Source organism: Paenibacillus sp. G2S3, assembly GCF_030123105.1.
In the GTDB taxonomy this organism is placed as follows: domain Bacteria; phylum Bacillota; class Bacilli; order Paenibacillales; family Paenibacillaceae; genus Paenibacillus_AQ.
This window is the reverse complement of the sequence record NZ_CP126095.1, coordinates 2,159,838-2,180,433: the sequence shown is the minus strand read 5'-3', so window position 1 is coordinate 2,180,433 and position 20,596 is coordinate 2,159,838. Positions and strand designations below refer to the sequence as shown.

The window sequence follows — 20,596 nt, the reverse complement described above, 5'->3', positions numbered from 1 at the left end:
ATGAATTAAAAAACTCAGGGATGTGGAAACTTTAATGGTGAATAATTCAGCGTATACACTTTATTTACGTGAGGATTGGAAGAAGCTAAGCGATTTCACTGCTATCCAATTATCAGAAGAAGAGCTTACCGATATCCAAAGTATTAACGATAAAATTTCGATTGAGGATGTAAATGAGGTCTATCTTCCTCTGTCCCAATTAATAAATTTGCAGCTTCAAGCGTCTCATACATTTAAAAAATCTATAAATCACTTTCTGAATAACGATCTTAAAAAAGGTCCTTTTATCATAGGTATCGCCGGAAGTGTAGCTGTTGGCAAGAGTACAACCGCTAGACTTCTTCAGAAGCTCCTCTCACAATTACCTTCCCATCCAAAAGTGGATCTAGTTACGACTGATGGGTTCTTACTTCCCAATGCCGAGCTAGAAAAACGTGGAATCATGAAGAAAAAAGGATTTCCTGAAAGCTACGACACACGTAGTTTAATTTCATTTTTAACTAAAGTGAAGTCTGGTGTTTCGAGTGTTCAAAGCCCTGTATACTCGCACCTAACTTATGATATTGTGCCAAATGAATATATTACGATTGAGAATCCGGACATCCTAATTGTTGAAGGATTAAATGTTCTTCAGACTAGTTTGACGATTAATCAAAATATGCCAAACTATTTTGTATCTGATTTCTTTGATTTTTCAATTTATGTGGATGCTGATGTGAATAATATAGAGAAATGGTATATCGACCGGTTTATTAAGCTTAGAGATACCGCCTTCCAAGATGAGCAATCTTATTTTAAAAAATATGCACAGTTATCATTAGAAGAATCTATCGAGATCTCGAAAAGAATATGGAAAGAGATCAATTTTGAAAATTTGATACACAATATTTTGCCTACCCGAAATCGTGCAGATCTTATACTATTTAAAAATAACAACCATCACATAGATCGCATTAAGCTGCGAAAATAAGAAATTACAAACCAAGCCTCTGATCTGCAGAGCTTGGTTTTTTCATGTGCAAAATAAATTGGGTGAATATCGTAGGTGTAATGCCTTTATCCTCTCGCCAGGGCAAACGTATACTGTGGTACATTCGTACACTAATGTAGAGAGAGGATAAATCAAATGATCGAAATCGCCTTGGCCTTTCAAGATAAGGATGGACAATATGCAGAGCATGCCGGTGTCGTTTTAGCGTCAGTTTTTCATCATACAAGTTCCCCAATCCATGTTCATATTTTACATGATGCCTCATTAACCGAAATTAACAAACGAAAGCTCACCAAATTAGTCTCCAAACATCAGCATACGATTAGCTTTTATTCGATTACTTTACCCGAAGATATGCTCCAGGTTCTTGCCAATATTAATTCTATCGATATGTGGACACATGCAAGTATGTACCGATTGCTGCTTCCCGCGTTAATTCCTGCTGACAAAATTATTTATCTGGATTGTGATGTATTGGTAAACATAGACATCGCGGAGCTGTGGCAGGTCGAGCTGAATGAAAAATATTTAGGGGCGATTTGGGATCAGGGCATTATGGATGTTGCACCTATTGTGAGCGCCAAAGGGCTTAATCCTGAGATTTATTTTAATTCTGGAGTGATCGTATTTGCTTTGAATAATATCCGCCAGAATACGAACTGGTACCAAGAGATGCTGAACTTTTTGCGCACTTTCCCTGATGTCACCATGCCTGACCAGGATGTTTTAAATGCGGTTTTTGGAGGAAATTACCTCCCACTCGATATCCGCTTTAATTCGTTTAATATGGCCATCCCAGATCATGACTACAATAATAAAATTGTCCATTTTGCAGGGGATGAGAAATGCTGGAATAAAGATTCCTCAGGGTTTGCGCTGTATCGCAAGTTCCTAAATCTAACCCCTTGGAGAGCTTTTAAAGCCAAATTAAAACGAAGAAAACGGAAGGTCAGCTATGTTAAGCGGCGGTTCACACGAAAAAGTAAAAGACGAATCATTTATAGACGTAGAATTAAAATTATTCGCACAAGAATCTCACCCCTCTCGCTGTTTCAATTAAAATTAATTAGAACGATTAGAAGAAGAAAAGGGACTGTAATCAACACAAGAATTCAATATCAAAGACGTATTAAACGTAAAAAAACAGCCCCTATTAGATAGGGGCTGCAGGTCTAATCAACTTAAATGTCTATCAGGCTCGAATACGGCGTCTTCGTTTGTGCCAGAACTTGATCCACACGCCCATATTATCATCCCGAAACAGACGGATTCCTACAAGTTTAAGAGGCGTCCAGATTTCATTGAAATAGTAATTGGGCATTTCATTCATCCTTTTATAATAATCTTCACTTTATTTGTTAATTTGTTTTAATAAGTTCAATAAGATGGTTATAGCTTCTCCTCTAGTGGCGTGATCCTGGGGAGCAAATTCATTATAGCCTTTCCCTTTTACAAGACCTGCTAACTTCAAGTAAGCTACACTGGATTTTGCCCATTCTGGAATATCCTTGTCGTCTGCAAACCCGGTTGTGGCACTTGCTTCGTTAGATTTACCCAGAATCTTGGCAAGGATCACTGCCATTTCAGCCCTTGTTATTTCTGCATTTGGACGGAATGTGCCATCCTCATAGCCGTTAATAATACCTGCTTGTACCGCCTGTGCGACCGCTTCCTGAGCCCAAGCTCCAATCTTCGCTGCATCTTTGAAGGTCAGCTTAGTTCCAGCTTCTTGCGGTTTCAAAGCATTCATCAGCATAAGAGCAAACTCTGCTCTCGTTAAGGTACCATTAGGCTTGAATGTGCCATCAGAATAACCTTTGATAATTCCAAGGGTTAACGCTTCTTGAATGGAGCGCTGCGCCCAATGTCCAGAAATATCACTTAGGTTATTCGCTGGTGTTGGGGTAGATCCCGGTGTCGTCGCTGGTGCCATAGTTGGCATTGGCGTCGCTACTGGCGTCGGTGTCGGTGTCGCTGTTGTTGGTAATGTTGGTGTCGGTAACCCAGCACCAGAACCTCCACTACCCCCACCAGATATAACTTCTTCTGCTACACGAGTTACAGTAACCGTATATTCCTTCTTAGTGATCCCATCTTCCGCTGTAACGTTTACCGTCAATGTATTCTTTCCTACGGACAAGGACTTCGAACCAAGATCATCTGCTGAGATCGTAGCTGTTCCAACATTCGTGACTGCTGCCACGATAGTGCTCTTCACGTCGTTAGCTACATTGGCTGTGTAAGCCAGTGTACCACTTGTAAAGGTTGGACTCAGTGTCACTCCGCTTAAGGACAAGTCGCTTAACGCTGCATCTGAACTTGCCGCTCGGGTTACTTCAACAGTGTATTCTTTCTTCGTAGAACCATCTTCCGCTGTTACGGTTACCGTAATTATGTTCTTTCCTACGGACAGAGGCTTCGAACCAAGATCATCTGCTGAGATCGTAGCAGTTTCATCATTCGTGACTGCTGCCACGATAGTGCTCTTCACGTCGTTAGCTACATTGGCTGTGTAAGCCAGTGTACCACTTGTAAAGGTTGGACTAAGTGTTACTCCGCTTAAGGACAAATCGCTTAACGCTGCATCTGAACTTGCCGCTCGGGTTACTTCAACAGTGTATTCTTTCTTCGTAGAACCATCTTCCGCTGTTACGGTTACCGTAATTATGTTCTTTCCTACGGACAGAGGCTTCGAACCAAGATCATCTGCTGAGATCGTAGCAGTTTCATCATTCGTGACTGCTGCCACGATAGTGCTCTTCACATCATTCGTTACACTGGATACGTAAGTTAAAGTGTCCTCATCAAAGGTTGGACTCAGTGTTACTCCGCTTAAGGACAAGTCGCTTAACGTGGCATCCGAACTTGCCGCTCGGGTTACTTCAACAGTGTATTCTTTCTTCGTAGAACCATCTTCCGCTGTTACGGTTACCGTAATTATGTTTTTTCCTACGGACAGAGGCTTCGAACCAAGATCATCTGCTGAGATCGTAGCAGTTTCATCATTCGTGACTGCTGCCACGATAGAGCTCTTCACATCATTCGTTACACTGGATACGTAAGTTAAAGTGTCCTCATCAAAGGTTGGACTCAGTGTTACTCCGCTTAAGGACAAGTCGCTTAACGTGGCATCCGAACTTGCCGCTCGGGTTACTTCAACAGTGTATTCTTTCTTCGTAGAACCATCTTCCGCTGTTACGGTTACCGTAATTATGTTTTTTCCTACGGACAGAGGCTTTGATCCTAAATCACCTGCTGAAACCGTTGCGGTTCCGTCATTCTTAGTTGCTCCAACGGTCGTGCTTGTCACATCATTTGCTACATTGGCTGTGTACGTCAATGTGCCACTTGCAAATGCTGGACTCAGCCATATTCCGCTTAACGTCAGCGCACGGAGTGTGGCATCTGAACTCTTCGCTCTTGTTACCGTAACGGTATAATCTTTCTTAGTAATACCATCCTCTGCGATGACGTGGACAGTGAATGTATTCGCTCCTACCGATAGCAGCTTCAAACCTAGATCTGCTACGGGAACTATAGCAGCCCCACTATTCGTGCTTGCTCCAATAGTTGTACTAGTCACATTGTTTGCTACATTAGCAGTGTACGACAAAGTGCCACTAGCAAATACAGGACTGAGTGTCACTCCACTTAACGTCAGCGCACTCAAAGAGGCGTCTGAACTTGTCGCACGAGTTACCGTCACGGTATATTCCTTCTTCGTGACACCATCCTCAGCTGTAACATGAACAATAAAGGTATTTATTCCAACGGACAGCGACTTCGAACCTAAATCTGTCACTAGGATCACAGAATCTTTATTCCCTTTGGTTGCTGTGATTGTCGTATTCGTTACGCTATTAGCAACAGCTGCAGTATACGTCAATGTATCCTTAGAAAATGTAGGGCTGAGCGTCACATCGGTAAAGGTCAGTTCGCTTAGGGTCGCGTCTGCACTTTTTGGGTTTATTACATCTGATTCAACGGTCAGCTCTTGTACCTCAGACGCAGGTAGTTTAGCTGTTTCCGCTATACGAACTGAGATCGTATCGTTTTCATTAACAATGAGGTTGTCAACACTCGTACCGGAAATCCCTTTATACGGGTTCTCATTGATTTTATATTCCATCTTTTCCGAAACATCATTTAGTTTTGTCGTGCCACCAATCGTTCCTGGCGCCAATAATCCAGTTGGCGCTGCTGCTGATTTAATATGCGCTAAACCAACTTTTAATTTTTGGTCGAAGGATGCTGGTTCTGAGGAAGTTGCCGCAAGACGAACAAAAATCGTATCGCCCGCATAGACAGAAATATTATCCTCACTTGTATCGGTAATTTCCTCATACAAGCCCGAATTGACTCTATATTCCATAGCTCCACTTACATTGATTAGCTTCGTAGTTCCCGCGGTGGTTCCCACCGTTAAGCTACCTAAAGTGGGTCCGGCCTTAATATCTGCTACACCTACTGTCAATGTTTTGGTGCTTGTTATATCTCCTGATACTCGGACTTTAATTTGATCTCCCGCATCTACAACAATGTTATCTGCATCAATGTCTGTTATTGGAATATAATTGCTATCGTTAAGCGAATATTCCATCCCGGTAGATACATTATTAATCTTTGTTGTCCAGCCTTTAGTCCCTGGAGATAAATCCGTAAATGCCCACAATCTAGGATACTGATCAGGGGTGATATACCATGTGGAATCGAAGTTCCAACCGCTAAAATTAGCCTTAGTATGCATCTCTGCAGTTGTTCTTCCTTCACCTTTTCCTGTATCCTCTTGCTGTGCTGTATCTTTGTCATAGAAGCTATTCGCTAATGATCCAAAATAGTAGTAATAACTACCTATCAAACCACCAACTTCAGTAGTCCCAGGTCCAGGCTTTACAGTTCCAGTCGCGTAGCTGTTGCTAATGTTTACAAAGTAAGAATAACCAATCAAACCGCCAACGCCGTTTATTCCATAAATATTATTCACGGTTACTGATCCTGACGCATAGCTATCACTTACCGTTCCTAAGAAAGCATACCCCACCAAGCCGCCTGCATAATAATATCCATTCACTGACCCAATCGCATAACTATTAGTAATGGATCCATTTGTGCTATATCCTACCATCCCTCCAATATATCCACTGCCATTTATAGATACTCCAGTAACGTAGCTATTATCGATGGTTCCATCATTAGCTCCAGCAATAGCACCAATAAAATTGCTACCTGTAATGTTGACATTTTCCAATCTCATACTTGTAACTTTACTTCCAGTATCTATAAATCCAAATAACCCCAGATAACTAGTGTAATTATTTTGAATACTTAGGTTCTTTATTTTATATCCATTGCCATCTATATTTCCTTTAAATCTTTCACTATCATTTCCAATTGGCGTCCAGCTTGTATAACTTCCTAGATCGATGTCTGCTATAAGTTTGAAATAAGTACCACTTTCCATATGGTTTCTAACTTCACTCATTTGATCGGCAGTCTCAATCAGATAGGGCTCACTTTCTGTACCAGACCCATTACCCGTATACTTTTTGATCATCTGTTGACTTACCACCACATCTGGATAACCAAGCGCTGTCACTCTAATGTCATGACTGCCTTTTGTCATCAGTACACCGGCTTTTATCGTGAGCATACCGGCATCAACAGCGTATTGTGTCTCTTTACTTAATACTGCCCCTCCGTCTGACACCGCCGTGATCGCTTCACGCCACAGAGAATCGTCAGGAAACGTAATCGTTATATCTTTATCGGTGTAGTTGTTATCCGTATCCGCTGTAAGAACAGGCGGGGTAAACTGAATATTTGTAATCTCAATGGGCTGACTATATGCGTTATCTGAGATATCCACAAATGCTCCCGCATCGATTTTTAGTGCATTTGAATCCCCTACTAAAGTGTCATTAAAACGGATTTCAAGCGTACTACTTGTATCTGTATAGGTCACGTTTGTAACGGTGTCCTCTACGTCAAGAGGTGCATAAGCGCCGCCGCTTGTTTTCTTCACTGTAATCTTTTCTCGCAAATCCTCTATAGTGCCTGCCTGTCTAGCATACACATTAAATGTAACCGTTAAGGTCTTGTTCTGCTCACTAACGACTTTAGTCATTTCGCCGCTATCAAGCTGTAGGTCACGATAATAACATTGTTTTCTAACTCCGCGTTGAGGGTCCCCCCCCATTACTTCATTTGAACATATCGTACTATCGGTTATAATTTTCGAATAATAATTATAATTCCCCTCAGTAGACCAATAACGGACTTCCTTCCTCCCTGGAACGATACAAGTGTTATCCTCTCCCTCATCAGCACAATAGGTCCAGCCGGGGCTTCCATCAGGTCCTGTATTTCCATCTTGCGCTGAAACTATGCCTGTAAATATAAAGGAGAACGATGAAAATATCATCAGTCCTACTAATAAACGAATCGTAAACCCTCTCAACCATCTTTTTGTAGAACCAGATATTTTTGTTATTAACATAGCTATATTTACTCTCCTCCGATGTAACTTACTAACAGGTAAAAATAATTCCAAAGTGCTTTTGTATGCATTAATTGATATTGCCCCACTTCCTCTTCATAAAATTTCTTGTTGCAAAATATCTTTGTATGTCGAATACTCAGCAATTACCTAACTATAAGACTAACTTTTCCAAAAAAAAACTCCCCAAAAGGGGAGGATAGTCTTAGTATAAGGGGGGCTTCATACCTATTATATGAATGTATTGAAACATTGGAGCGCTTGTACACGATTGTTTACTCCAAGCTTTCTATACATATTTTTAATATGAAATTTCACTGTTTCACCTGTAACAAATAGCTTGTCGGCGATTTCTTTATTCGACAGCCCACTTGCGATTAAATGTAGAACTTTCATTTCCTGTTCCGTTAGTATTTCCTTGAGAGATGGCTTGCCTTCCATGGTTACATTAAAAGCCTGGATCAACTGCTTCACATAGAACAATGAAACCTTTGGATTGCGAATTAGACTACCTATCTGTATCTTCAGATAAGTAGATAGCAGTTCCTCCATCTTAGAACCTTCATCCATAAAGCTCCGAATATAACCTTCTGGCTCTGCTAGATGTAGTGCGGTCTCCAAGTGCAGATGAGCTTCCTCTGTGCGGCCGATGGACTCAAACGTCATACTTTGCGCAATACATACCTTAATTTGATCTCGGAGACGATTTTCCTTAGATAATAACAGATTCAGTTGATCCAATACTTGTAAGGCTTTCTCTGAACGTTCGCAGGCTGCAAGTACTTTTGCCAAAGCTAGATACTCTGCAATTCGATTCATGGGAATCTCATCCGTATGTGCCAAACCGCATTTCCCTAGCCATGTCAGAGCTGTTTGCATCGAACCCTGCTGTAAAGATAAACAAGCTTGCTCCGCTTCAATACCTAACATAAACAAATCATAGTCAGGAGAGTCAATTTGCAGTTTCAACTGTATAAGCAGCTGTGATGCACGCGCTGGATCTCCTTTGGCTTGCTGAATCCGTGAAGCACTAGTGTAATTGTGAATCAAAATCCGTGCGAAAGGCTGCATGTCCTTACGTTCAAGGACTTTACTTGCATACCGTTCAGCTTCGTCCAATCGATTCCATTCATAGAGCAATTTGCTATAAGAAGCATACAAATAACCAACAAAAGGATACTCCTGTTTGTTCTCCCAAACTGTAATCCATTTTAATAGGAAGGCTTCCGCTGCGTGAAGATCATTAATAAGTGCCAAGTGATCATCAAACACATCATTCCCTTGATATCGATTACGCCCCATCGTTTGAAACAAACTACCTTCTGGCACGAATTGCTCTACGAGCTCAAAGTATGCCGACGTTCGCTCAAGGTCCTTTTGCAAATAGGTGGTAACTGAACAGAAAAAGTAAATATTACCCATAATCTGATTCCACTGGGCATCATCCATTTTCCCCTGCAACGCTAGAAACCGAATTTCAGCCTGCTCTACTCTCTTAAATGCCGTCTTCCATTCTCCAACTCCCAGCAATACAGAGATATAAAACAATTCAATCATCGGCTTCTCTGCAAAAGAGTTCTCCGGCAAAGCAGACACCCATCGAATCAAAACAACGCTTTTCGATTGCACCAACGTATGAAGATTCTTCTCGATCAAACGAACAGCATCTGCGAACCGTTTTCCTTCTATATAATGTTCCACCGCTTCTTCATCAAAACCATGCTCCTCCAGCCAATTTGCCGCTCGAGTATGTACTTGCATCCACTTTTTTGGATCTGTTCTGAACAATATTTGTTGCAAAAAGTCAGAAAGCAAATGATGATACCTGTACCAATTCCTTTGATCATCCAAGGGGATCACGAATAAATTCAAATGGACTAACTTCTCCAATTGCTCTTGGCAGTTCATTTGACCGGTTACAGCTTGACACAAGGAATGATTCATCCGATTTAAAACAGAAGTTTCCAGTAAGAAAGTGCGTACGGAATCCGGAAGATGATGAAATACTTCTTCTAGCAAATAATCGGATATATGCTGCTGTTTACCTCTAAATTGCTGAATGGATACAGCTATATTGTCACTTCGCTTTAGACTGATCGCCGCCAGCTGCAGGCCGCTGATCCACCCTTCGGTCTGATCATAAAGCTCGGTAATTTGATCTTTGGTTAATTGCAAATCAGTTGTATCCCGAAAAAATTCAAATCCCTCATCCAGTTGAAAACGCAGATCCTGCATGATGATTCGATGTAACTCACCTTTTGCCAAAAGCCTGGTAGTAGGTATGGTCAAATCGGTTCGACTAACGATATATAGATGAATATGGGGAGGTAAATGCTCAAGTAGATAAGCCATAGACTGATGTATTGTGGGGGTTTCGATGACATGATAATCATCAAGAATAATAATTAGTTCACTTGTTAAGTTATTTAACTCATTCAATAGCGCTACTATCGCTGGCTCCAAAGTCATAGAAGGCCCATTCATCAGAAGGGGTTGAACCGTTGATCCAAACCTAGGGCAACGCTCCTGGATAGAGGCTGTTACATAACTCCAAAACTGAGCCCAATCGTTATCCTGCATATCTAATGAAACCCAAGCTACTTGCGTATCACAATGTCCAATCCATTCACTTAATGCTGTGGTTTTGCCATAACCGGCTTGAGCAGAAATAAGCGTCAACTTGTAGTCCATTCCTTCATTAAGTTTACGCATCAGCCTTGGGCGAGAGACCAAAGTTTTACGAACACGAGGGATATGGAGTTTCGTTCCAACAATCAATGATAACCCCTCCGAATATGTATAATGCTATGGATAATGCAATAAATTCAATCTATTTTAGTAGCATTTTTTAGAATTCAAGTCTATTAATCACAGTATATCAGATAGAGGAATATTAAAATATGAAATGATGCCTTCTGATAAGTGCATCTATATTCTACAAAAAAATAAAAAACGGCATCTCTGCCGTTTTCTTGAACATAATCGTATAATAGATCCTTTTAGTTCACTTTAGTAAAAAACCATTTTTGAGCATCGCTTCCGTTATCCGTCCACTGCTGAACCGCTGCGCCATCTGCCGTTGAGGCTCCGTTTACATCCATAGCTAATCCACTCACTTTAGAAATTAGTTTGTAGTAGCCACCCCCTACATCTACAATGCTCCACCGCTGAGCGTTTGTACCATTGTCATCCCATTGCTGCAACTGTATGCCGGTGGCGGTTGATGAGTTTGGCACATCCAATACTTTTCCACTATGCACTGCTGTCAGCTTATAATAACCGTCTCCCGTACTTTCCACCTTAAATTTCTGATTATTGGCTGTGTAATTAGTCCATTGCTGCATCTTTGCCCCACTTGCTGTGGATACATCCACTACGTCCAGAACCTTGCCACTAGCCTTATCTGCTAAAGTATAAATCCCACCACTAACGATGCTTGAGGTAGGCGCGGATTGATACACACGTACATAATCAACCAGCATTTGCGCCGGGAAAGCAGTTGAGGCGTTTGGACTTCCAGGCCAATTCCCACCAACGGCAAGGTTTAGCAGGATAAAGAAGGGTTTTTGGAACTCCTCCGTATTGCCTGTTCCATTCTCAATATAAAAAGCATTAAATTGGTTGCCATCTACAAACCACTTAATATAATTCGCATCCCATTCAACGCTGTACACATGGTATTGAGAGAAATCCAGATTTCCGGATACCTGCCCATACTCGGCATGCCCATTGGCATCCCAGTGTACTGTCCCATTCACAAAAGCATTATTGTTCACTCGTTCCATAATGTCCGTTTCACCGGATTTAGGCCAACCTACTGTATCAATATTTGATCCAAGCATCCAAAATGCCGGCCAGAGTCCTTGGCCTGAAGGTACCTTGATTCTAGCTTCGATTTTCCCATAGGTAAAACTTTTAAGTCCTTGTGTTTTGATCCGTGCAGAGGTGTAGCTCATTCCATTGTAGGATTCTTTTTGCGCTGTAATAACCAGATTTCCACCCGTAACTTGCAGGTTCTGCGGACGACTAGTATAGTACTGAAGTTCATTGTTACCCCAGCCACCGCTCCCTGTGCCGATTTCGGCGGACCAATTACCAGTATTCAGAGAATTCCCGTCAAATTCATCGCTCCATACCAGATTCCAGTTCGAGGCTGCACTTGAATTGCCAGTAGTCACTAAAGCAATCATGAGTGTAAACAGCAGAAATAGACTTAGCATTTTTCCTTTTCTCAACATCGTCGTCTCCTCCTAATAAATGAAAAAAATTATAGGACACAGGAATGCTTAAGACGATATCTGCTCAGGGTCAGCCCAATGGAATCACCTCTTTGATCTTATTGATTTCATTGCACGGCGCGCTCGCACATTTGAAACCGGTTTCGTTTTAGGATAAAACAAAACGCTATCCCCAAAACCAGCTATTACAGCCAGAGTCAGGTTAACGCATCACTTCATTTGCAGTGTACGTCTTCTCTATCCGTAATATGCCAAGATTTCAACTTTACTTATGTACTTTAATTCCGTAGCCACTTCCTAGCTTACCTCCTGCCATTAGAAAGGCTTTTGCTCTCCGTTGCAGTTGGGTGTTCTCTTCATACTCTTAAGGGTTGATACTTAGCTTATTAAATATTCTTTGCTCTGCTTCCTTCGAACTCTTATCAACCTCATAAATGTTGAACTGACTTTGAAACTGAATAATGTTCGATTCCGGGTTTAACATCTCACTTAATTCCGGATCGAGCAGCCATGAATGACAAATAAATATCGGCGATATACCTCTGAAAAAAGCTTTGGCTAACTGGAAGGATTCCTCTACACCTTGAACTGATAAAGGCGCTCCAGCTGGAATGTGCACATTAAGCACGATTTGATTAGTGAATATTTTACATCCATCAACGACTAAATCCCGGTCCATCGCAAAAGGTTGAAATTGCATTCTTCCCAAACGAAATAAACGAAGCTGAACATGCTCTTGCAGCCAGTTATATTCTTCAATACCATATTCACCATAATCACGCTGACATTGCATGCACCAGATCTGAATATCTGAGAATGTATCATAATAGATCTCATCCTCAATGTTACGAATACGATACTCTTCATAAGCATCTACTGCGAATCTAACAAATAAATATAATAGCAGCTTTCGATAGCCAACCGATTGTTGCACGGATTCAAAAAAAGAAAATCTGTCAAAATAAAAATGTTGTTTATAAACTAGATATTCATTTTCTTTCATCTGAAACTCATAAACCTGCTGTCTAGCAGCAGGATCAAGCTTAATCCCTTCACACAATGCTCTGATGTTCACTAGAAAACCTCCCTATTTCCTATGGATACAGCACACCACTTGTAAAAACTCATAAAATATAACAAAGAAACGGCATTTCTGCCGTTTCTTTGTTATATGGATGGCCAAGGCTCAGAGCCTGTTTTACTCCAACCCATGTTCCTTGCGGATGTTATACATACCTTGAACAAGCAGCTCGGAAGGATCCCGATTTAATTGCAAGTGCGTTAACAATAAATGCAGTGGGAACGCACACACGTTATTTCCATCGCTTATCGCTGGAAAACCAGCCTCGAAGACTGGACCTAGTTTTTCGTTCCAAGCTAGACCTACATGTACATCCTCTGGCGCAAATTCTTCAGTTATTTCTTTAATACATTGCGGAACTAATACATTGTCTATGATCGCTTTAGCTTCCTCTTCACTTGAAGGCGGTGTTGGAAGCGTTTTGCCTCCCTCAATCTTCATCAGATCAACAAAGAATGAAGCCATCCATGCTGCAGGATCCTTACCCGATTGGAATCTTGCAATCAATTCACGCAGAAAAAAGCCGCAAGAATAGACATGGTCTAACTCAGACTTTACGTGAAAAACAAAAACCGGGCCGTAGGCCTCCATATTCAACACTTGTCCTTCAACGTCTTGAAAGTGCACTCTCAAAGCTACGAGACCGTTATGATGAACAGCCATCACTAGCTTATTCATATCCTCCTCAGACATTTCTGGATCATTGGTTATTTCCTCGTTCTCGTTTAATGTTTCTTCGTTCTCATTGGTTATCTCATTGGTCATTTTAAATTCCCTCCCGCTCTTATCATACCATCTAGCGAATTGAACTAACACTTTAATAATAGACAAATTCCTACCAGTTGTGGAGAAAATAAAAAAACGGCATCTCTGCCGCTTATTAAATATCCTCTCAATCCGTCAGATATAGATCCCCAAAGGCATTAACATCCTTGGAAGAGCCTATGCCACTGTTGTATTCCAGCCAGCCTCTACGCCCCTCGCCGTCATTATCATTAACCAGCAGCGAAAATTTAAGCTTCATACCTTGCTTCACTTGTGTCATGTCGCTGCTCAGTTCACGCCAGGGTATGGCTAATTCATAGCTGGTTGTTGAATCTGAACGACTCACCGCATACTTTAGCTCTATGGCATCATTTATATTGAATCCCTTAGGGGTTAACCAGCGCCACTTGAGTAAATTCCCCGCATTTCCCCGAGCCACACCTAGTTCATGGTACTCCGAGGGTACTGTTCCATCTGAGTTGGCAATGCCAATCCCGATCTGGATGCTATCCCCACTCCAAATGGCATCCCCCGATGCCGACTGTTCATGCTTGTCATCTATAACTTCTACCCCTAGATAAAGGTTATCCGCGTCCCAAGCTAAGGAGCCCTTCGCACTGATATCCTGCTCACCTCCCCACCCATTGATTTTGATATCCTTCACATCAAAGCGAGCCTGATCACTCCAATCTGATAGGTTACCATTGATTTCAACGGGCTTACTGAGTTTTGGCAACAACAACGCGTTAAAAGAATCTAACTTCGTTTGCAATAGATTACCTATGTCATTATAAGATTTAAGCGTCCGTTGTCCTCTAGCAAGCTCAGGAATCTCTAGCCGTACGCTCTTTCCCGGTTCCAGATTCTCCACAGAGGAACTATAGGTACCTTGCGTGGAACGTCCTGTCTCATAATCGGCTTCCACTGAACCATTGAAATTGTTCGTAGACTGATTAGTAACATCCATGTGAGTTCTTATTTCCTTGGCAGATTCATCATAGAATGTCTCATATTTCACGGTCAGCGGGTCGATTACATTGACATTGACAGTGAAGCTCATTGCCGTTTTAGGATCTTCGCCTCGTGAGACGAACAGCGTATCGTTTCCTCGCACCAAGCCTTCTGGAACCTGTATCCGAAGTATGTCTTCTTCCTCTTCTTCACGTAGCAGCCAGCCCTCCGGCAAATCAATGTTCACCGACTCCTTTGAAGGGCTGCGGTAAGCCTCAGGCAGCTTAATATCAAAGGCATCTCCGGAAGCAATCGAAATTCCGGAATTCTCCGGCAGCTTTGCAAGCTCTGGACTGTTCATGACATTCCATAGAAAATGTGTTGTCGTCTCCATAATCTCATCGATGTATTTTTCATTCTTGTAGTCATGTCCAACGCCTTCCATCGTGAGTAGATTATGATACACCCCCTTCTCTTTCAGCTGTTCAGCCAATTCAACACTTTGCTGGTACGGCACCAGTTTGTCTATTGTTCCATGAATGATGAGGACCGGCGGCAGCTTGCTGTCCGCACTTGTCGTCAGATCCCCCCCATAAATATCTACAATCGAAAATATAGATTTAATGATCGATGGATCCTTTGATACATATTGATTGACAAAGTTTATGGCTAGATGCCCTCCCGCCGAATCACCGCCGATCACAATACGGCTTGCATCCATTCCGTAAAGCTCTGCGTTATCGTTGATCCATTTAATCACATCGCTTATATCCTCATAAGCGTCATTAAGCGTGTGGGTGAAGTTAGTAAACGGATCTTTTTTCAGCCTATAATCGATGGACAATACAGTATATCCTCGCTTCGCCAATCCCGTAGAAAAATCTGCTGCATCGTTCTTATTCCCTTCTGTATAACCTCCACCATGAATGAAAATAAATACAGGTCTCTTCTTGTTATTATCGCCAGACGGCTCGTACAGGTCGAGTTTCAGCGGTTCTACAGCATCTGTCTCATTCTTCTTGCTCGCATACAAAATATCTCCTTTCACTGTAACCTTATAAGCGGGAGTCAAGTACTGAACCGGAATTTGTCCGTTATTGACAGTAACTTTAGCCGCTCTTGTACTACTGTCAGTAGTAATCACGTTAGTCACTTCTTTTCCTTCTTTTTCTAAAGCGCTCTTATTCTCTCGGTTATTCAGTAACAACCAGGAACCTAGAACGATTACTAGGATTGTAAGAACGTAAATAAGCCTACGCTTCATTATGACAACCTCCCTTAATAATTTTGAATTTTAAAAAGTAATATAATTCCAATAACATCATTCTAGAATTCAAGTAGGAGTTTAACAATTATGTATTCCTTCGTGAATTAGGTTCAATATTACGAACTTTTAGTGAATAAGAAAGGTATAATTATGAAGAAACGGTGTTATCGTTAGAATAGATAGAGGAGGACATTACAATCATGAAATTGAGCATGAATTGGATAACGCTCAGGGTGCGCGATCTGGAGGCTTCCCTTGATTTTTATAACCGGATTCTGGGGCTTCCTATTGAACGCAGATTTGAGAGTAGAGGAAAACAGATTGTTATGTTGGGAACTGTGGATCAGCCCAAAATCGAGCTTATTCAGGCTAGCGAACCGGCTCTGAAGCCGGAATGCGGCGTTTCTGTTGGTTTCGAAGTGGCATCGCTCTACGATGCCATAGAGCATTTGAAAAGCCACGGTATCCCCGTCGCACGCGGACCGATCACGCCAAATCCCCAGCTGCGTTTCTTTTATATACTGGACCCGGACGGCTTCGAGGTACAGTTAGCGGAGCATAGCTAGACCTAGCGCTCTTCAAACAAAAAAAGGAAGTGTCCCATAAGCCATGAAATGGCTGCGGTGACACTCCCTTTTTTTGATTATACCTGCTAATGTGTTATGGGTTGAAGGCTACTGCTCATTCAGTTATCTTCCGAGCTACCAGCGCCAAGTCATTCAAATCAATCACGCCATCTTTATTGATATCGGCACGTTTAGCCTCAGCCCAATCTGGACTGCTGGTATCCTTGCCATAATTAGCAGCGACAATCGCTAAATCACCGATGGACACTTTGCCATCTTTATTGATGTCACCAGTCATACCAGGCTCCGGCTCCTCTGCAGTTATCTTGAGCTTATGGCTTGACGTAACAGTTTCGCTCTCCTTGCCTTCCGCATCTGCTACGGTCACTTTTTCAATCTGAATAATACTCTCTGTAGCTTCCGCTACTGTTTTAGTACCGAAATCCAAGGATACCAGCTGCATATTGCCAGTCACAGCATTGTCCGCTCCTTCACTCACCACCAGCAGTCGCAATTTTCCTGGCGTGTGATTAGCAGTTTCAAGCACCTGGATTCCACTACGCAAGGAAGTAGCCGATTTGAATTCCAATAGCTTAGGATCATAGTTCATGGTTACATCCATCGCATAGACAGCATCTGTTACACTCTTCACTCCAAACGCCAGTTGAAAATCTCTTCCGCCAGCTACAGTGTCTACCCCAGACAGAACAGAAGTCATCTTGCCCGATGGATCAACCTCCCCATTCTCGTCTTTTTTAACGGTAATGATTTCGTGGATTTTAGGTTTAACCGAACCCTCCCACTGGACCTTCACTTCAAACACATTACTATACTTGGAGGTATCAAATGTATTATACGATGAAGACAGAGTACCAACCTTATGCCACCCACTCGCATCCCGCACAGACACTGCTGCATTTGAAAGATTCGCTGGATTTTGCAAAACAATCACTTCTTTTACCTTCGTATCCTTCGACAACTTGTAATTTAAGGAACCCGTATTGCCAGCACTCGGCATATAGAAGGTGGATAGCTTTTGGTCAACGGACAGAGACGCTTCATTCCCTATAACTCCAGCAGGTTCAGCCTGAATAGCCGGATTGGCAGTTCCAGGTCTTTCAATTCCTTCATTAACTAAAATTTCATTAAGCGCGAGCCATGCATCATAGGTTTCAGTTGAAATCAATCTTACATAGCGGGCGGGCTTGCCGCCGTCAATTTGAACTCTCTTATAACGGTAAGGCACCTCGTGCTCTGGGAAATTCAAGCTCCGATCGCTCGGATTACTAAACGTATGGATCGTATCCCATGTCTGTCCGTCTAGCGACAGCTGCAGATCTCCTTTACGGAAGAAATCTCCTTCACCGTCTCCAATCACGACAGCTACATTTTGGACATTCACCACACCGCCCATGTCGATCTGAACATACTTTCCTTTCGATTGAATCGCACCGAACCAAACCTTGTTCTCTAAAGAAGCATTGTACACGTTGTTGATTGAACCTTCATAAATGCTTCCGTAATTATGAGTAATCATAGGTGGAGAGAATTTGTTCAGCTTGATCATGAGCCTTGTCAGATTTACAGTGATATTCTCAGTTCCCTTATTCATGATCCGGAAATAGGCAGCACTAGCAAACGCCCCATTCCCCTCATTAACCTGTTCCCATTCCACACCGTTCTTTGAGGATTCTAACCGAACTTCTGCGTTAGAAGCTTCTAGCGCAACTTGCGTGATCTCTTCAATAGATTTCAAATTAATTCCTACATACTGGGCTGGTTTTAATGTGATTCCGTTCAGGTTCGTTAATTGCACAGAATTGTCAGCTACCATAACAGAAGTATCCTTCAACTCTGGCACATCGGTGTAAATCGACACTTTATCTTTACTTGCATTTACGGAAAACTCACGAACTGCCGTCCATAAATCAGGCTTTCCTCCAGGAATTCCTGCATGCGTCAATCGATATCGAACCATCCTTGCCTCCACATTAAGCTCGGAAGCAGAAATTTTATACCCGGAACGCTCTTCTCCGATCGCAGTCCATTCTTGACCGTTCATGGAATACTCGAGAATCCCCCTTTGGAAAATATCGAAATCCGTGTCATTTCTACCTTGTGTGATCGCTATTTCTTCCACTTTAATGGTTTTGCCAAAATCAACGCCATACCAGTCCCCATTCTGTTGAATGGTTTGAATATAGACGTTCGTTGCTAAATCTCCATCGACCATCAGGTTTAATCCAGAAGGGGAACCATAAGAGCTTACAGCTAGAGGTTTAACATATTCAGGGTCCACCAAAGTATAAATCTGAGCATCCAGTTTATTGATGAGCTGCTCAGCAAAAGGAACTAGCCGCTTTGCTCCTGCCTCGACTGTCACATCTGGAGAATTAAGCTTCTCAATTTTGAATGTTTTGGATAAGCTTAATGCGCTTGTGGCCTTAGCAAGTTCCTCCCATGCCTGATCTACATTCTCTTTCTGGATCGCTATCGCAGAGAGAACTGCCGATTTATCGGCAAGAACGACATTTTGCAAGCTATTTAGCCATGGATCAATTTCCTCTTCCATATTTTCATTCGTGTTATTTTCTCTGAACGATGCGATGGCATCCAATACTAGATCAAATTCTTGAATCAATGTATTCCCCGTCGTTTCTATCGGCTGACCACTTGAGTATTGACTTAAGAATTGCGCTAGCTCTGCTTTGATATTTTCCGATTCCCCTACTACAAGTCCATGACCGCTAGGCGATGGGTCACTCATATGATAGGCAATCGTATTAAGCTCAGAGGCAACTTCTGGAGCAATATGCTTAAATGAATTGAGCCAGATCTCCTCTTGATCAAAATCATCTACATTCCAAGTGTAATCCGCTACCGCGAATATACCGACCTTAGATAATTCCGCATGCTTCATAGGATTAGACACTACACCTGAAATATTATGTGTACCTGGAATGAGCAATTCAGCTTTACCAAGTAGCAGTCTTGCATCCTTATAGTCATTCACTGGCCAGTTTAACCACATATACGTATCTCTTCCATGTGCATCTTTCGGCCACTGCATATCACCCGCATTAACAGAGGCAACAACACCGTTTCCAGTCCACATAATATCTACATTTGCTGGCACATTTCTCAAGGCTTCAAGATAAGGTCTGCCAGTAGTTCCGGTCCAGCTTTTATTGTAGTATGGAGGACAATAAATTAATGATTTGACGTCTTTTTTGGACGTTACCCAATTCGCAACATCCGTAATAAGCTTAACATGTTTATCCTTATCCACTAACGATTGTGAAGTGCTAATATCATCCATGAATAGTCCAAATTGACGTACGCCTATACTGTACAATTGTTCAAGCTTTGCAAGTAAGGTTTGGAGTTCTGCATCATAATTGTTCCAATTGATCATATTGAACCCTGGATGAATCGCCCATACAAACTGCGTCTTGGATTCATGGCCGACATCCACCAGTTCTTTAATCTTGGCAAGCTCAGCTGCAGGATAGGGTGTTCTCCATTGCGCGTTATGGTACTTGTCATCTTTAGGTGCAAAAATATAAGAATTCATCTTGAGCTCTCCACCGAAACGCATCAAGCTCATTCGATCTTCATGTGACCAAGGCGTGCCGTAAAATCCTTCGATAAATCCCCGTGAGCGAGTATCAGAGAAATCTTCGATGGTGAGATTACGAACCTGGAGATCAGGAATTTGATCAAAGATCATCTTCAGCGATGCCAGGCCATAATAAGCCGCATCTGTATTTTTACCTAATATCGCAACAACACCTTTATTCTGTTGTTTGGTGCTAACGTTAAGAACATAAGCGTCTAGCTCATTGAAGTTATCCGCCTTATAAGGAATATTCTGAGTGAAGTAGTTATCTACATAGCCTGATGAATTTCTAGTTCCCAAAAAGATATTTGTTTTCCCTGCCACTACAGCTCCTGACTCAGTCACCTGAAGTGATTTGGAATCCAGTATCTTTTGAAGCAGCTTTCTTGTCGGCTGGTCAATCGTATCTTCAATAACAACGTTTACATTTTGTGTGATGGTTAAGGTTGTTGCTTCTTCGGTTTGTTGCTGCGGTAATGGATAGATTTCATAGGATTCCGTTATTTTCGCATCTTTTTGCGGAAGATCAGAAGCTACATCCGCTGCAGCTGCAAAACTGGAGAACAAGCCGGCCACCATCATAAGTGTAATGAAGATACTGAGAATCTTCTTCGGCATTTCC

Annotated in this window: 10 protein-coding genes; 3 read left to right on the top strand and 7 right to left on the bottom strand. The window is 42.0% G+C overall.

Annotated features, from left to right (window positions below):
- Nucleotides 1–34 precede the first annotated feature (34 nt).
- Nucleotides 35–970, top strand: coding sequence for a type I pantothenate kinase (gene coaA / locus QNH28_RS09315; RefSeq protein WP_283912097.1), 936 nt, complete (start codon nucleotides 35–37; stop codon nucleotides 968–970).
- A gap of 156 nt (nucleotides 971–1,126) precedes the next feature.
- Entirely contained in the window at nucleotides 1,127–2,152 is a 1,026-nt protein-coding gene (locus tag QNH28_RS09310; protein ID WP_283911108.1) for a glycosyltransferase family 8 protein, read from the top strand.
- A gap of 190 nt (nucleotides 2,153–2,342) precedes the next feature.
- On the opposite strand, the gene QNH28_RS09305 is transcribed toward QNH28_RS09310, so the two are convergent.
- The 6 genes from QNH28_RS09305 to QNH28_RS09280 all read right to left on the bottom strand — a co-directional run bounded on the left by QNH28_RS09305 (nucleotide 2,343) and on the right by QNH28_RS09280 (nucleotide 15,786).
- Nucleotides 2,343–7,487, bottom strand: coding sequence for a cadherin-like beta sandwich domain-containing protein (locus QNH28_RS09305; protein ID WP_283911107.1), 5,145 nt, complete (start codon nucleotides 7,485–7,487; stop codon nucleotides 2,343–2,345).
- A 231-nt stretch (nucleotides 7,488–7,718) separates the two neighbouring features.
- Nucleotides 7,719–10,265 (bottom strand): winged helix-turn-helix domain-containing protein, encoded by a 2,547-nt coding sequence (locus QNH28_RS09300; protein ID WP_283911106.1) that lies wholly within the window; start codon nucleotides 10,263–10,265, stop codon nucleotides 7,719–7,721.
- Between the two features lie 221 nt (nucleotides 10,266–10,486).
- Entirely contained in the window at nucleotides 10,487–11,725 is a 1,239-nt protein-coding gene (locus tag QNH28_RS09295) for an RICIN domain-containing protein (RefSeq protein WP_283911105.1), read from the bottom strand.
- A 364-nt stretch (nucleotides 11,726–12,089) separates the two neighbouring features.
- Nucleotides 12,090–12,800 (bottom strand): acyltransferase domain-containing protein, encoded by a 711-nt coding sequence (locus tag QNH28_RS09290; protein WP_283911104.1) that lies wholly within the window; start codon nucleotides 12,798–12,800, stop codon nucleotides 12,090–12,092.
- A 123-nt stretch (nucleotides 12,801–12,923) separates the two neighbouring features.
- The gene (locus QNH28_RS09285; RefSeq protein ID WP_283911103.1) at nucleotides 12,924–13,571 is read right to left on the bottom strand and encodes a hypothetical protein; all 648 of its coding nucleotides are present in this window, start codon (nucleotides 13,569–13,571) and stop codon (nucleotides 12,924–12,926) included.
- A gap of 127 nt (nucleotides 13,572–13,698) precedes the next feature.
- Nucleotides 13,699–15,786 carry an alpha/beta hydrolase fold domain-containing protein gene (locus tag QNH28_RS09280; RefSeq protein WP_283911102.1) on the bottom strand — a complete coding sequence of 696 codons (2,088 nt, stop codon included), beginning with the start codon at nucleotides 15,784–15,786 and terminating at the stop codon, nucleotides 13,699–13,701.
- Nucleotides 15,787–16,001: 215 nt separating this feature from the next.
- Here QNH28_RS09280 and QNH28_RS09275 point away from each other — a divergent pair, with 215 nt between their 5' ends.
- A complete protein-coding gene (locus QNH28_RS09275) occupies nucleotides 16,002–16,355 on the top strand; it encodes a VOC family protein (protein ID WP_283911101.1) in 354 nt (117 codons plus the stop codon).
- A gap of 115 nt (nucleotides 16,356–16,470) precedes the next feature.
- On the opposite strand, the gene QNH28_RS09270 is transcribed toward QNH28_RS09275, so the two are convergent.
- Complete coding sequence (locus QNH28_RS09270) at nucleotides 16,471–20,592, bottom strand: beta-N-acetylglucosaminidase domain-containing protein (protein WP_283911100.1); 4,122 nt, start codon at nucleotides 20,590–20,592, stop codon at nucleotides 16,471–16,473.
- Nucleotides 20,593–20,596 lie beyond the last annotated feature (4 nt).